The 14,966-nt window shown below is 61.7% G+C and carries 13 protein-coding genes; 7 read left to right on the plus strand and 6 right to left on the minus strand.

Annotated features, from left to right (window positions below):
* Positions 1–505: 505 nt before the first annotated feature.
* Both ACTIFK_RS10685 and ACTIFK_RS10690 read left to right on the plus strand, forming a co-directional pair.
* A complete protein-coding gene (locus ACTIFK_RS10685) occupies positions 506–1,009 on the plus strand; it encodes a nucleoside-diphosphate kinase (RefSeq protein WP_439543049.1) in 504 nt (167 codons plus the stop codon).
* Positions 1,010–1,311: 302 nt separating this feature from the next.
* Positions 1,312–3,564, plus strand: a complete 2,253-nt coding sequence (locus ACTIFK_RS10690; RefSeq protein ID WP_439543050.1) for a TonB-dependent receptor — start codon at positions 1,312–1,314, stop codon at positions 3,562–3,564.
* Between the two features lie 57 nt (positions 3,565–3,621).
* Here ACTIFK_RS10690 and ACTIFK_RS10695 read toward each other — a convergent pair whose 3' ends face one another.
* Positions 3,622–5,463 carry an ABC transporter ATP-binding protein gene (locus ACTIFK_RS10695; protein ID WP_439543051.1) on the minus strand — a complete coding sequence of 614 codons (1,842 nt, stop codon included), beginning with the start codon at positions 5,461–5,463 and terminating at the stop codon, positions 3,622–3,624.
* 177 nt (positions 5,464–5,640) lie between these two features.
* Here ACTIFK_RS10695 and hemF point away from each other — a divergent pair, with 177 nt between their 5' ends.
* Positions 5,641–6,552 (plus strand): oxygen-dependent coproporphyrinogen oxidase, encoded by a 912-nt coding sequence (hemF, locus tag ACTIFK_RS10700; RefSeq protein WP_439543052.1) that lies wholly within the window; start codon positions 5,641–5,643, stop codon positions 6,550–6,552.
* 294 nt (positions 6,553–6,846) lie between these two features.
* Positions 6,847–7,875 carry a DUF4365 domain-containing protein gene (locus ACTIFK_RS10705; protein WP_439543053.1) on the plus strand — a complete coding sequence of 343 codons (1,029 nt, stop codon included), beginning with the start codon at positions 6,847–6,849 and terminating at the stop codon, positions 7,873–7,875.
* Between the two features lie 8 nt (positions 7,876–7,883).
* On the opposite strand, the gene ACTIFK_RS10710 is transcribed toward ACTIFK_RS10705, so the two are convergent.
* A complete protein-coding gene (locus ACTIFK_RS10710) occupies positions 7,884–9,083 on the minus strand; it encodes a hypothetical protein (RefSeq protein WP_439543054.1) in 1,200 nt (399 codons plus the stop codon).
* A 165-nt stretch (positions 9,084–9,248) separates the two neighbouring features.
* On the opposite strand from ACTIFK_RS10710, the gene ACTIFK_RS10715 reads away from it, so the two are divergent.
* Genes ACTIFK_RS10715 through ACTIFK_RS10725 form a run of 3 tightly spaced genes read left to right on the plus strand, consistent with a single transcriptional unit; the run spans position 9,249 to position 11,513 of the window.
* Positions 9,249–9,920, plus strand: a complete 672-nt coding sequence (locus tag ACTIFK_RS10715) for a CoA pyrophosphatase (RefSeq protein ID WP_439543055.1) — start codon at positions 9,249–9,251, stop codon at positions 9,918–9,920.
* Positions 9,917–10,213, plus strand: coding sequence for a DUF6111 family protein (locus ACTIFK_RS10720; RefSeq protein WP_439543056.1), 297 nt, complete (start codon positions 9,917–9,919; stop codon positions 10,211–10,213). Before ACTIFK_RS10715 ends, ACTIFK_RS10720 begins: the two co-directional genes overlap by 4 nt.
* A 37-nt stretch (positions 10,214–10,250) precedes the next feature.
* Positions 10,251–11,513: a CCA tRNA nucleotidyltransferase gene (locus ACTIFK_RS10725; protein ID WP_439543057.1), complete on the plus strand. Its 1,263-nt coding sequence runs from the start codon at positions 10,251–10,253 to the stop codon at positions 11,511–11,513.
* A 139-nt stretch (positions 11,514–11,652) separates the two neighbouring features.
* Here ACTIFK_RS10725 and ACTIFK_RS10730 read toward each other — a convergent pair whose 3' ends face one another.
* The 4 genes from ACTIFK_RS10730 to ACTIFK_RS10745 all read right to left on the minus strand — a co-directional run bounded on the left by ACTIFK_RS10730 (position 11,653) and on the right by ACTIFK_RS10745 (position 14,844).
* Positions 11,653–11,871 carry a hypothetical protein gene (locus ACTIFK_RS10730; RefSeq protein ID WP_439543058.1) on the minus strand — a complete coding sequence of 73 codons (219 nt, stop codon included), beginning with the start codon at positions 11,869–11,871 and terminating at the stop codon, positions 11,653–11,655.
* 163 nt (positions 11,872–12,034) lie between these two features.
* Positions 12,035–13,681, minus strand: a complete 1,647-nt coding sequence (groL, locus tag ACTIFK_RS10735) for a chaperonin GroEL (protein ID WP_439543059.1) — start codon at positions 13,679–13,681, stop codon at positions 12,035–12,037.
* A 54-nt stretch (positions 13,682–13,735) separates the two neighbouring features.
* Complete coding sequence (groES, locus tag ACTIFK_RS10740) at positions 13,736–14,050, minus strand: co-chaperone GroES (protein WP_439543060.1); 315 nt, start codon at positions 14,048–14,050, stop codon at positions 13,736–13,738.
* Between the two features lie 482 nt (positions 14,051–14,532).
* Positions 14,533–14,844 carry an H-NS histone family protein gene (locus ACTIFK_RS10745; protein ID WP_439543061.1) on the minus strand — a complete coding sequence of 104 codons (312 nt, stop codon included), beginning with the start codon at positions 14,842–14,844 and terminating at the stop codon, positions 14,533–14,535.
* Positions 14,845–14,966 lie beyond the last annotated feature (122 nt).

Raw genomic sequence — 14,966 nt, forward strand, 5'->3', positions numbered from 1 at the left:
CGGACAGCCTACCATAGGCCCCAGCGCACTCGCCGCCGAATAAGCGCAAGCCTTCGACACGCAATCGCCAGGGCCGTTCGATCTTCGGCACGCGACGGAGACCGGGCGCCCTGGTTTTCTTTTTCGGCGTTGGCAGGCGTGCTCCAGCCTACGCGACGCAAGGGCGCGCGCCCGCGCATTCCCTTTCATCTCCAAATCTGATATGCTGCACGCGTCATCAGGATCGGGCTCCATGCATTCCGTCGCTGTGCCAATGCTGGATTTCAAGTCGGGCCGCCTCATCGCAGGCGCGTAGCCCTGGCTCGGCCTATCGACCCCCGAGGCCAGGGACACTCTCCACACCGCAATCGCTGAAACCTTTCGAGCGTCGTCCGCTCCGATCACATCGGACCGGACGCTGCAGGTTTTCGTTTTTCGCGTTTCCGTAAGACGAGCCGGTCTCCGCCTCGTCGGGATGTGCGCGAGCCATCGCCGGATCGAACATCCGGCCTGACGGAGTTTTGCCATGACATCGACCGTTCACTTGACGGCCAAGGATCATCTGTTCCTGGAATCCCTGCTGGCCGACGGGCGCAACACCGACGCCTACCTGCAGCTGCTGCGCCACAAGCTCGAAACGGCCACTGTCGTTCCCACCGAGCTGATCCACGCACGCACCGCGACGATCGACAGCCGCATTGCGTTCAGCGTCGGCGGCGGCAGCGCCGAGCAGCGCGTGCTCTCGCGTGATGAAAAGTCGGCGACGCATGGCCTGTCGCTGCCGGTCACGACGTTGCGTGGGCTCGCCCTCCTGGGCCTCAAGGAAGGCGACGTGTATCCCCTCAGAAAGGAGAACGGCATCATCGAACCGCTGCGGCTCGAGAAGGTCTGCTACCAGCCGGAAGCAGCACGGCGACGGGAGCACGCGGCTGCAACGGCAGCGGTGCTGCAGTTCCGATCGGTTGCGTCGGCCAAGGGAAATGGCGCGGCGCACGCAACGAACGACGATCCGGGACCGAGCGCGGCCTGAGCCGGCCGCACACCCGACGCACCGAGGCACCGACGCACCGAGGTCCGGCTACACGAACGTGCATGCCGGATCTCGGAGGCGCGGCGGCTCTTCCGCGGAGTCCTTCGAGAGAAAGCCGCCAGGCGCAAGAGCACGTTGACGAGGGGTCGAACTCCGCCCCGGACGCTCCCTGTACATGTCATCCGTACTGCGCGTGTGGCCCCCTCAGTAATCCCTGCATCAACATACATTACTTTTTTTGTCGACAATGTTTTGATCGTTGGTTTAGCTGTGGGCCAGGGATTAGACGTGGGGGACTTACAGTGCACGGCATAAAGTTGACGACATCTTCGCTGGCTCTGCTCTTTGCGGCCGGGTGGGTTCACCCGGTCATCGCGCAGGAGGCCGGAGCACCGGCTGAGCAAGCCGAGACGGAAACGATCGAGCTTCCCGGCTTGGTCGTCGAGGCGCCTGCCAAGCGCAACGTCAGGAAAGAGAAGCTGCGCAAGAGCGCGCCACAGCAAGCGAACCAGCCGGTTCTCGAGCAACAGGTGGTCGAGGGCGAGAAAATCACTCGCACCCTGCGCGACACGACGACCAGCGTCGGCATCGTGAGCGGGCAGGATATCGAAGAGCGGCAGATCCGCGATCTGGACGAAGCGGTCGGGCAGGCCGCAAACGTCGTCACGAGCGAGGATCCGAATTCCGGCTTCGCCATCCGCGGAATGAACTCGGAAGGCCAGACGGGCAATCAGCACATCTCCGCCGTGCCGCTGGTTGGCGTCGTTATCGACGGCGCGACGCAGAATTCGGACGCCGTGCGCCGCGGCGCACGCGCGCTGTGGGATATCGACCAGGTGGAAGTGCTGCGCGGCCCTCAGTCGACGCTGCAGGGGCGCAATTCACTCGGCGGCGCCGTCATCGTCAAGACCAACGATCCCACTTACAAGCTCGGTGGAGTCGTCGAGGGCACGATCGGCACCAACGATTTGTATGGCACCGGTTTTGTCCTCAACGCGCCGATCGTGGCCGGACAATCCGCGTTCCGACTCTCCGGCTACAAGACCGAGCGCGAGCGCGATATCAGCTACACAGAGCCGAAGAACGCGGAAATGGGCACGGACGCCTATGACACTTTGCGCGGCAAGCTGCTGATCGAACCGGACGCCCTGCCCGGTTTCAGCGCCCTCTTCACCATCTCGCACACGAACGACGAGCCCGGCAGCGCCTTCGTTTCAGGGCCGGACTTTTTCGCTCGCGAGCTTACGTACTCGGCAGCATTCACCGACTTCCGCGAGGGTACGGCGGACAATTATGTCTCCGACCTCTCATACGAGTTCATGCCAGGCCTGACGATCCGCAGCGTGACCGCCTATGCCGATACACTCGCTCTCATCAAGACTCCAATCGGCGCGGCGTTCGCACGCGATGGCGACCATACCGATGGCAGCGACTTCACTCAGGACGTGAGGCTCGAGATCGACAACCAGGGCAACGGCATCTCGGGCGTGCTGGGCGTGTTCTACGGCCGGTTCTCGCGCGACAACTTCTCGAACCAGACCGCGAACCTCGGCTACTTTTTCGGCGGCCCGGACAACTACGTTCCCTACGGCACCGGGACAGTCGCTGCCGAAACGAGCAGCCTCGCCGCCTATGCCGATCTCCGCTATCGCTTGGACCGCTGGTCCTTGATCGCGGGCGGCAGACTTCTGCGCGATACCGTCGAAACGACCGAGAACACCATCGTTCTGAACACCAACACGTTCACTTATGACGTCAACGACAACTACACAAAAGAGACCTTCAACGAGTTTCTTCCCAAGCTCGGTATCACCTACGATCTCACGGTGAACGAAACGGTCGGTCTGACCTATAACAAGGGCTATCGCACCGGCTTCCAGCAGATCGTGCGGCTGCCGATCGGCGATCGAGTGTCGAGCGTCGATCCGGAGTATCTGGATGCCTACGAGTTGTCCTATCGCTCCAACTGGCTGAACAAGACGCTCGAGTTCAATGCCAACGCGTTCTACTACGACTACACCGACCAGCAGGTCGTCGTGCTCGATAACGTCTATAACGTGTCGGAATTTTTCAACGCCGGCAGCTCTCACGCTTATGGCGCCGAGTTCGAAGCCCGTTGGAAACCGCTCCGCGAGCTGCAACTCTTCGCAAATCTCGGACTGATTCAATCAAACTACGACGAGCTCGACATCAATGGCGTCGACTTCGCCGGCAAAGAGTATCCGGAAGCTCCGGCTTACACGTTCGCAGTGGGCGCGATGTATCGCTCGGCTGCGGGTTGGTTCGCGGGTGCGAATGTCCGTCACACGGACGGTTATTTCAGCTTCGGCAACATCGCCAACATCTCGGAGCGGGCGATCGACGCATACACCGTCGTCGATGCGAGCGTGGGCTGGGAGTGGGAGCAATTCACGTTGACGCTTTTCGCCAAGAACCTGTTCGACGAAAAGTATCTCACGTCCGTCGATACGCGGAACAACCCGCCGCTTTCTCCGGCCTATGGCTTCATTGGAGATGAGCGCACCGTCGGCATGACACTGACGGGACGCTTCTGAAGCTTCGGCGCAATGTACGATCAGGTCCCGGCTTCCGAAACGGAAGCCGGGACTTTTTTATTCTGCTGCGTCCTTCGAGAGGAAGCCGCCGGACTGGCGGGCCCACAGGCTGGCGTAGAGGCCGCCACGGCGAAGCAGCTCCGCGTGGTTGCCCTGCTCGACGATGCGGCCTTCGTCCATGATGATCAGGCGATCCATGGCGGCGATGGTCGAGAGACGGTGCGCGATTGCGATCACCGTCTTGCCGGCCATCAGCGCCGACAGGCTCTCCTGGATGGCCGCCTCCACCTCACTGTCGAGCGCGCTCGTGGCTTCGTCGAGCACGAGGATCGGCGCGTTCTTGAGCAGGACCCGCGCGATGGCGACGCGCTGGCGTTGCCCGCCCGACAGTTTGACGCCGCGTTCGCCGACATGGGCCTGATAGCCGTGGCGTCCGTTCATGTCCTCGAGGCCCAGAATGAACTCATGGGCGTGGGCCCGCTTGGCCGCCGCGACGGCCTGCGCCTCGCCCGCTTCCGGGCGGCCGTAGAGGATGTTGTCCAGCACCGAGCGGTGCAGGAGCGAGGTGTCCTGCGTCACCAGACCGATGTTGGCGCGCAGGCTTTCCTGTGTGACCTGCGAAATGTCCTGGCCGTCAATCACGATGCGTCCGGCTTCCACGTCGTAGAAGCGCAAGAGCAGGTTCACGAGCGTCGATTTACCCGCGCCGGAGCGGCCGACGATGCCGACCTTCTCGCCCGGCTTGATGGTCAGCGAGACCTCCTCGAGAACGCTTTTGGTCTTGCCATAGTGGAAGCGGACGTTCTCGAAGCGGATCTCGCCCTTGGGCACCTCGAGGCTGGGCGCGTCAGGTCGATCGACGACCTCGTAGTCACGCGAGATGGTTTGCATGCCCTCGTGCACGACGCCGATGTTTTCGAAGATGCCGGCGACCGTGAACAGGATCCAGCCCGACATGGCGATGATGCGGATCGACAGCGTCATGGCGACGGTGATGGCGCCCATGGTGACGGCATCGTGGCTCCAGAGCCAGAGCGCGAGTGCGGCCACCGACACCAGCAGCGCGCCGTTCAACGTGTAGAGCACGAACTCCATGACCGTGAGGTTGCGCAGCGACGCCTGGTGGCGTTCGAGATGGGCCTGCATGGCCTCGCGGGCATAGGCTTCTTCGCGCTCCGCGTGGGCGAAGAGCTTGACTGTCAGAATGTTGGTGAAGCTGTCCACGACGCGGCCCGTGAGCCAGGACCGGGCCTCGGACGCTTCGGTCGACAGCTTTTGAATGCGGGGCACGAAGATGCGGAGCACCACGGCATAGAGGCCGATCCATGCCAGCAGCGGCACGACGAGGCGTGCGTCCGCCTCCCAGAAGATCACCAGCGCGCCGATGACGTGCACGGCCATGAACCAGATGGCGTCCACGCCCTGCACGACCGAATCCCGCAGCGAGGCGCCGGTCTGCATGATGCGCGTCGAGATGCGGCCCGCGAAGTCGTTCTGGAAGAAGCCGAGCGACTGCCGCAGGACGTAGGTGTGCGTCTGCCAGCGGATGCGCGTCGTCACCGATGGCGTGATCATCTGGTTTTTCACCAGATCGTGAATGGTCGAAACAATCGGCCGGGCAACGATCGCGACAAGCGACATCAGCGTCAAAACGGGGGCGTTTTCCGAAAAGAAGGCCTGCGGCGAACTGGCCGCGCGCATCAAATCGACGAGGTTGCCGACAAAGGCCATCAGCAAGACCTCGATCACCGAGCCGACGAAGCCGATGACGAGCAGCACGGCGAACGGACGCCAGACGGGCTTGATATAGTGCCAGTAGAACGCCGCTATGTCGGCGGGCGGACGTTCCTGCGGGGCCGGTGCAAAGGGGTCAATTCGGGTCTCAAACCAACGGAGCATCAGGTTCTTTCTCTGGTCACCGGCGCGACGAGAGCCCGCAACCGTCCGTGGCGCAAAACTCTTCTCGTTTGTCCTGGATCAAGGTATGCGCTACCCGGCCATGTTGCCTAAACGATGGCCAAGGATGATGTGGGACACACATGGACGATGTGGGACACAGGCGAGGAAAAGACAACCATGACGGACGCGGCGCACGACATCGAAGCGAAGAAGGCCACGGCTGAAGCCTGGTTTCAGACGCTTCGCGACGAGATCTGCGCCTCCTACGAGCAGCTTGAGGCCGATCTCCCCTCTACGGCGCCGCTCGGGAGCGAGCCGGCCGGCCGTTTCGTGCAGACGCCCTGGGAGCGCACCGATCACACGGGCGCGCCGGGCGGCGGCGGCAAGATGAGCGTCCTGAAGGGGCGCGTGTTCGAGAAGGTCGGCGTGCACACCTCGACCGTGTTCGGCGAGTTCGCGCCCGAGTTCCGCAAGCAGATTCCGGGCACGGACGAAGATCCGCGCTTCTGGGCGTCGGGCATCTCGCTGATCGCGCATCCGCAGAACCCCAACGTGCCGGCCGTGCATATGAACACGCGCCTGGTGGTGACGAGCAAGTGGTGGTTCGGCGGCGGCGCCGACCTGACGCCGGTGCTCGACCGGCGGCGCAAGGAAGAGGACGCAGACAGCCTCGCCTTCCACGCCACGATGTATGGCGCATGCGCGGCGCACGAGGGCATCGCCGATTATCCGAAGCTGCGCAAATGGTGCGACGAGTACTTCTATCTGCCGCATCGCAAGGAAGCGCGCGGCATCGGCGGCATCTTCTACGACTACATCACGCCGACGCCCGAGCAAGGCGGATGGGAGGAAGGGTTCGCGTTCTCGCAGGACGTGGGACGCGCGCTCCAGCGCGTATATCCGATGCTGGTGCGCGGCAACTATTCGATGCCGTTTACGGATGCCGACCGGGAAGAGCAACTGGTCCGGCGCGGGCGGTACGTCGAATACAACCTGCTCTACGACCGGGGCACCATGTTCGGCCTGAAAACCGGCGGAAACGTCGACAGCATCCTGTCGTCGCTGCCGCCTGTGGTGAAGTGGCCGTAATCGTGCCTCCTCTCACCGCTTTGACGGAGGAAGGAAAAGAAGTAGCAGCGCAACAACTGCCCCTCACCCGCCCCTCTCCCCAAGTGAAAACGGTGCGAACGGGGAGCCATAGCCGCGTGAACCCATGTAGGGAGCGGCACTGAACCGAGACACGATCTTTCGGAGCTCTAACTTGCGCGGCTACCGGTGATAACTGTAGCACCCTTGACCTGCGAACAGCTGAGCGTGTTAAATTCCTCTCGCTCAACGGAAGTTCATCGGCGCATTTTAAAAACTCCCGCCTCCAGATAATGCATGATGTTAAATCCGATGTCCCAAAACCTTCCAAAACGTCTAGCCAACACTAGGATCAGCGAAGCCGGAATAAATGCCGTTTCAACAATTGTGAACGACGAGCTTTTCTGGATGTTTCGCCGACTCAGCCTTGAATATGATTTTGGCATTGACGGCTACATCGACATAATCGACGCAAACGGCGGCGTTACCGGCCGGTCGATCGCGGTCCAAATTAAATCGGGACCATCTTTCTTTGCCAATGAGACCTCAACCGGCATTACTTTCTACGGTCAACGCAAGCACCTTAACTACTACTCCAATCTTCCGATGCCTCTAATCATAGTACTTTTCGACCCGCTGGAGAAACGATGTTATTGGAGCAAGTTCGACGTTCACGACACTGAACCCACGCAGTCGGGGTGGAAAATCACAATTCCGAAACGTAATATTTTCGGCTTAGATGCAAAAGATCGACTATTGGGCATAGCTGGGCCGACCTATGATACCGAAGATGCAATTGAGGAATACTGGGCGGTCAACGAGATGCTCGGAACGTCAGACTACGTTTTCTACGCCGTAGATAGGTCTGACGTTGCGTCCGGGAATACGGTACACTTAGAACAATTTTCAGACCGAATAATGCGAAACGAAAAGCTCCGCCGCGCTCTTCAGGGACGCGTTGATATCGCGATAGCAGGATACGACAACGACCCACGGGAGCTATTTGAAATAGCAGAGGTTGTGGCTTGGTACGTCAAGGCTGACGCTTTTTTCAATTGGTTCTATTTTTCATGCCTTGATTGGCAGGGCTCTGGCCTTATGGCGTATTGGTCCTGCGTATGCTCTGCTCACCGAGCCAAGCAGCAGGAATGCGATTCAGGCAAGGTCACGATTGAGCTTGACATAGAAAATATGCTAACTTTTCTACAATCAAACTTTTCGCGGTTCAACGAGTTGGCTGACAATACGGGCATTTCGAATGCTGAAAACGAAATAATATCGATTGCAATAATCGAATTTCTAGGAATACCAAACTCAACACGTTAGCATCATCGCTACCTTCCGACGCTCGCTTCGCGGAAGGTTTCATAAAACTCTATGGCGCCGGAGTTGACCAGGTTCTGATCCATGCGCTTGTCGAGCGCGACCAGAAGCTCCGCGCTCGTCTTGTCACGCACGATGGTGTTTCGGAAGTAGGCGGAGCGTTCGAAGAAATTGGTGGTCGCGGCGTTCTTGGCCGCCGGGCGCATCATTTCTAGTGCGGTGCCCGGACCCGCGAGGTTCATCAGCTCGATCTCGGCCCCGGTCAGGTTGGGCATACCGGCCTTCTCCGCCATTTCCTTCAGGCCATACAGCTTCACGACCTGGAGCCAGGGGCCGATATCGCCGTCCAGGTTGATGGCGTGGATCCCCATGCCGCGCTGTGTGCGCGCGAATGCGACGTGCTGGTCCCAGCGATGCGGAATGGATTTGGCGGCCTTCAACATCGCCGCGAGCTTGTCGTGTTTCACCGCGAGAGCGCGGCGCCGCTCGGGATCATAATTCCGGTCGGTGGCCATGGCCTGCAGCCGGGCGAGAAACTTCGGCCCATGCTTGACCAGTTCGTCGGTGGTGTTGGCGACAAGAAGCTGGGCGTAGCCGATGGCGGTCGAAATCGGCGTGCCCGTTTTCTTGATCGGGTGAATGCCGGACACCATGTCGGCGGTGCCGAGGCCGCTCGTCTCGAGCGCGTAGACGCGCACCACCTGATCGCCGGTCAGGCCAAGCTTCAAAGCCTCGCGCGCATAGCGCAGCTTGAACTCACGCTCGGGAATGCGCTCGGGCCGAAACCCGTATTCGGTTTCGGCATAACTAAGGAATTCAGCGATACCCGGTTTCGGCTTCGGTGGCTCGCGATCCTTTTTCTTGTCGTCCTCCTCCTGGAAGGCCTGCCAGCGCTTGGCCAGGGCTGCCGACAATTCCGGGCCGTCGTACTTCGGGGGAAACGACGTGACGTAATCCTTCGCCGCGACGGCCTCGCCCCGGCCGCGCTTGCCCTTCCGCTGCGCCTTTTTGTCGGAGACGCCCCGCCAATAGGCGTCGCTTTTGAAATCATGCGTTGCCTTGGCGGAGAGATACTCCTCGAAGGCGGCGCGGTCGGCTTCCGAGAGCGTGCGCGCGAAGTCCTGCGACGTCCGCGCAACTCCAGGCGACGGGAGGCTCCAGATCGCCGCGATCGCCAGCATGACAATCGTGCCCAGCCGTCTCCGAAACATCGATGCGGGGGCTGTTGGGGTATGCCGGAGATCCATTCTGCAAATCCTTCGAAGCAATAATATCGCGCTGCTCATTTTCCGTGGTCGCAATACAATAGGGCGATGATCTGGCGTGGCGCGCGTGTCGCGCTCGCTTGTACGGCGTTCCCGCTCTATGAAACGTTCATGAGTTTCACCTTGCCACCCGATTCCCTCGGTTTCACCCCCTCGTCGTTCCGAGACCGCGCCTTGGCCGTGCTCCCGCCCCCCAGATCGGCGGGGGGCTCCGAATTAATCGCGGGCGCGAGCGATTTCGACCTCAACCCGGATCTCGCCGCGCGCAACGTGAGCGCCGACGCGATGCGCGCCGCGCGTCCGGCCGCCGTGCTCATTCCTGTCATCGCGCGCCCCGTCGTCACGCTGCTCTTTACGCTCCGGACCGAGCACCTGAGCGCGCATGCCGGCCAGATCGCCTTTCCGGGCGGGAAGTGCGAGCCGCAGGACGCCGACGCGCTGGCGACCGCCCTCAGGGAAAGCCACGAGGAGATCGGCCTCGATCCCGCACTCGTCGAGCCGCTGGGGTCGCTCGACTGCTATCTGACGGGCACGGGCTTCTGCATCACGCCCGTGATCGGTCTCGTGCCGCCGGACGTGCCGCTCAGCCTCGATCGCAACGAAGTGGACGAAACGTTCGAGGTGCCGCTGCCGTTTCTCATGGACTTGGGCAACTATCAGCGTCATACGCGGATGATCGGCGGCATCGAACGGCATTTTTATGCGATCCCTTTCGCGGGGCGCTTCATCTGGGGCGCAACAGCCGGTATCCTGCGCCACATGCGCCAGAGGTTAACTGAATGATCCGCACGATCGTCGAAAATCTGCTGCTGTTCCTGCTACCGACGTTCATCTACATCGCGTGGACCCTATTCCAGCGCGCCAAGGCGGAGCGCGAAGCGCCGACGGAGACCGACGGCCAGCCCATCACAACGGTGCTCGACGACGCTCCTCTGTTGTGGCTGTTTGCGAGCGGGTTGATCCTCGTCATGCTGACGCTGGCCGTATTCGGTAGTTCCTCGGGCGGCAGTCCCGGTCAGCAATACCAACCGTCCGTGTTCCAGGACGGAAAGATCAAGCCGAGCCACATCGATTAGGGCGGTCGCATGGGCCTCGAAACATGAGCCGCAATATATGAGCCTCGATCCTGGCGATTTGCGCCCGCGAAGCCTTGCGGATGAAGCCTGGCTTGCCGGCAATGTCCGGCGCGTCCTGGGCATCCTCGCCGACGGCGGCTACGAGGGCCGGGTGGTGGGCGGCGCCGTTCGCAACGCGCTGCTCGGAACTCCGGTCAAGGACGTCGACATCGCCACAACCGCCCTCCCTGCCGACGTCATCCGCCTTGCCGAAGCGGCCGGGCTCGGCGCCGTGCCGACGGGTGTCGCGCATGGCACGGTGACTATCATCGCTGATCGCCAACCGATCGAGGTGACGACACTGCGACGCGACGTCGAGACCTTCGGGCGGCAGGCGCGGGTCTCATTCACGAAGGACTGGCGCGAGGACGCGGAGCGGCGCGACTTCACGATCAACGCGCTCTATTGCGATGCGAACGGTGCGGTTCACGACCCGCTCGGAGGCTATGGCGATCTGCTGGCGCGGCGGGTGCGTTTCATCGGCGAGGCCCGCGAACGGATCCGCGAGGATTACCTTCGCATCCTTCGCTTTTTCCGGTTCACGGCCGAATACGCATCGGGGGAGCCGGACAGCGACGGGTTGGCCGCGGCGATCGAGATGGCGCCGGGGATGGTTCAGCTTTCGGCCGAGCGCGTTCGGGCCGAGCTGCTGCGCTTGCTCAAAGCGCCACGCGCGGTCGAGATCGCGCGCGTCATGGCAGAGGCCGGATTTTTCGAGGCGCTGATTGGAACGGCGGGCGATGTGCAGGCTCTTGCGCGCCTCGCAGCCATCGAAGCCGCGCTCGGCCGCGAACCCGATGCCCTGCTGCGGCTCGCCGCGCTGGCCGGTGTCGGCGCGGGCGCGAGCCCCAGCGCGTTGGCTGAGAGGCTGCGGCTGTCGAATGCGGAAGCGGACCGGCTCCATCAGGTGGCGCTGCCGTCCCAGGCGCTCGTTCCCTCAGCCGATGAGAAAACAGCGCGGGCATTCATCTATCGCTTAGGCGCCGAGGCCTTCCGCGACGGCGTGCTGCTGGCGTGGTCGCGCAGCGATGCCGCACCGGATTGCGAACGATGGCGCGGGCGGTTCACCCTGCCAGAGCGGTGGACGGCACCGGCGCTTCCCGTGCGCGGCGCGGATCTTCTCTCGCGCGGCTTGGCGCAGGGCCCGGCCGTCGGGCTTATCCTGCGCGCCTTCGAAGACTGGTGGGTCTCGGAAGACTTTCCCAAGGACGAGTATCTGCTCGCCCGCACCCTGTCGAATATCGTCAAGGCGAGCCGGTAGGATTGGGCAGCAGGCAACGGGCAGCCGGCAGCGGTGAGTCAATGCGGCAGTAAGGCAGTCGGCAGTGAGGCAGTAGGCAGTGAGGCAGTAGGCGGGTCAGGCAGTAGCTTGGATTGTTGGCCTGCTGCCCGTTGCCTCGCTATTTCGCGCGTGGGCCCTGCAAGCGGTGCAACGCCGCTTCGACCCGTCGCCACGTCGCGGCCTGCTCGGCGGAGCCCTGCTCTTCGAAGCTGCGCGCTTTCTGAGCCGCCTCCGCTAGTGCCTTGGGGCCCTGGGCTTCCATGAGCTTGCGCGCATGTTCCTCGATCTCGATGGCGAGCATGGCATGACCTCCTTCGCTCGTTTTCGATGCTGGCATGGCCTTTCCGGCATGTGGGGCGTGACGAGGCAATGGCAAGAGCAAAAAAGGCCGGAGCGCGACTGCGCTCCGGCCTCTCATGACTGTATCGGCTGATTTGGCCGGACTTTTTCAAGACAGCGATTCACGCGTCAGGCTGATAGGGCCTGACGGAAACGCGGTCTTAGAAGTCCATGCCGCCCATGCCGCCCATTCCGCCGCCCATCGGCATGGCAGGTGCGCCATCCTTCTTGGGCTTGTCGGCGATCATGGCTTCCGTCGTGATCAGGAGGCCGGCGACAGAGGCCGCATCCTGAAGCGCGCAACGGACAACCTTGGTCGGGTCGATGACGCCTTCGGCAATCAGATCGCAATAAACGCCGGTCTGAGCATTAAAGCCGAAGTTGTACTTGTTGTTTTCCAGGATCTTGCCAGCGACGACCGAGCCATCTTCGCCCGCGTTCTGGAAGATCTGGCGAGCCGGCGACTGAAGTGCCTTGCGCACGATCGTGATGCCGACCTTCTGGTCTTCGTTGTCGCTCTTGAGGTTTTCGAGAGCCTTGATGGCGCGGAGCAGAGCCACGCCGCCACCGGGGACAACGCCTTCTTCGACGGCTGCGCGGGTTGCGTGCAGCGCGTCATCGACGCGATCCTTGCGTTCCTTGACTTCGACTTCGGTCGCGCCGCCGACCTTGATGACGGCAACGCCGCCAGCAAGCTTGGCCAGACGCTCCTGCAGCTTCTCGCGGTCGTAGTCCGAGGAAGTATCCTCGATCTGCGCCTTGATCTGCTTCACGCGTGCTTCGATGTCAGCCTTCTTGCCCGAACCGTCGACAATGGTGGTGTTTTCCTTGTCGATCGAAACGCGCTTGGCGCGGCCGAGCATATCGAGCGTGACGGTCTCGAGCTTGATGCCGAGGTCTTCCGAGATCACCGTGCCGCCGGTGAGGATTGCGAGATCCTCGAGCATGGCCTTGCGGCGATCGCCGAAGCCAGGCGCCTTGACGGCTGCAACCTTGAGGCCACCGCGCAGCTTGTTGACGACGAGCGTTGCGAGCGCCTCGCCTTCAACGTCTTCAGCGATGATCAGGAGCGGCTTGCCGGTCTGAACGACAGCTTCGAGAACCGGCAGCATGGCCTGGAGACCCGACAGCTTCTTCTCGTGGATCAGGATGTACGGGCTTTCGAGCTCCGCGATCATCTTGTCGGCGTTGGTGATGAAGTACGGCGAGAGGTAGCCGCGGTCGAACTGCATGCCTTCGACGACGTCGAGCTCAGTCTCGAGGCTCTTCGATTCCTCGACGGTGATGACACCCTCGTTGCCGACCTTCTTCATGGCTTCGGCGATCTTGGCGCCGATTTCGACATCGCCGTTGGCCGAGATGGTGCCAACCTGGGCGATCTCGTCGTTCGACGTGACCTTCTTCGACTTGGCCTTGAGCTCTTCGACGACTGCGGCGACGGCGAGATCAATGCCGCGCTTGAGGTCCATCGGGTTGGCGCCGGCGGCAACCGACTTGGCGCCTTCGCGGACGATCGCCTGGGCGAGAACGGTTGCGGTGGTGGTGCCGTCGCCGGCCAGATCGGCCGTCTTCGAGGCGACTTCACGCAGCATCTGCGCGCCCATGTTCTCGAACTTGTCTTCGAGCTCGATCTCCTTGGCGACCGTCACACCGTCCTTGGTGATGCGGGGGGCGCCGAAGCTCTTCTCGATGACGACGTTACGGCCCTTCGGGCCGAGGGTCACCTTGACGGCGTTGGCGAGAATGTCGACACCGCGCAACATCTTCTCGCGCGCTTCCTGCGAGAACTTTACGTCTTTAGCTGCCATGTGTGGCACTCCGTTCGGATATTCGGGGGAAAGCTATTCAGGGGGATGAAAGGCTTAGGCGGCCTTCTTGGCCGATGCCTTGCCGTCGAGCACGCCGAGAATGTCGCTCTCCTTCATGATGAGGAGATCCTCGCCGTCAATCTTGACCTCGGTGCCCGACCACTTGCCGAACAGAACGCGATCGCCAGGCTTCACGTCGAGGGCAATGACCTTGCCCTGCTCGTCGCGGGCACCTGGGCCAACGGCGACGACTTCGCCCTGCTGGGGCTTTTCCTTGGCGGTATCGGGAATGATGATGCCGCCAGCGGTCTTGGTGTCCTCCTCAAGGCGCTTGACCACAACGCGATCATGCAAGGGACGGAACTTCATGGGTAAACCCTCATGATTGAAAGTGTTGAAACTGTTCAGGTTCTGCAGCTCCGGGCGGGCATCTGGGCCGGGCCCGGAGGTTGCACAGACCGCCGCCGTTTTCCGGCGGAACGCGGCGTGTGCAGCCGCTATATGTAAAACCCTGTTAGCAGTGTCAAGGTCTGAGTGCTAACGAGGGTCAGCGACAGCCGCCGATCGGCCGGCGTGGTTACCTCAGCGGCGGCGCCCGGGCGGCATAATCCGGCCTATAGCTGGCAAGTTGTTACCGTCGCGTATACACCCCCGCATTGCAGAGCGGGAGACGGCCCAGGCGACGGAGCTCCAGGTCATAATCATCCACCTTGGCAGCACTATGAGCGGCCCATGCGGGGATATTGCCGCTTTGTTCTCGCAAGGGTTCCGCATTCAGGCTCACAAAAGCATTGCGCCACCCATCCGGTTTTGGACGAGCGGCGCACGGCGTTCTTTCGAGCTTTGCGCAATTAGACGGCGAAATCCGCCATCTTGGCGCCCTTGTTGAGTTTTGCGACAAGCCAATTCGGCTTTCTGCCGCGACCCGTCCAGGTCTCAGAGCGATTATCCGGATTCATGTATTTCACGGCAACGGACTTGCCGCGGCCGCGGGCGCCAAAAAGTTCGCCCACTGAGAAACCAGCATTTTCGGCCAACGATGCGATCTTGTGCTTCAAATCAGCGCGTTCGCGATCTTTTGCGGCGTTGAGCGCTTTCGTCGCCTTCGCAATATGATCCGTCAGCTCTTTCACCGACATCTTGTCGTAATTGATGGTGGCCATCGTTACTCCGTCCCAGCTTTCAAAGGTTCCGTGGTGGCGTTTATATTCGTCCAACGGACTTTTCACACCAAAAATCCTGCGAATAGATAAAAAACGTCGCGATACATTTAATATGTATGCCG

This window comes from Hyphomicrobium sp. (genome assembly GCF_051860585.1).
Taxonomy (GTDB): Bacteria; Pseudomonadota; Alphaproteobacteria; order Rhizobiales; family Hyphomicrobiaceae; genus Hyphomicrobium_C.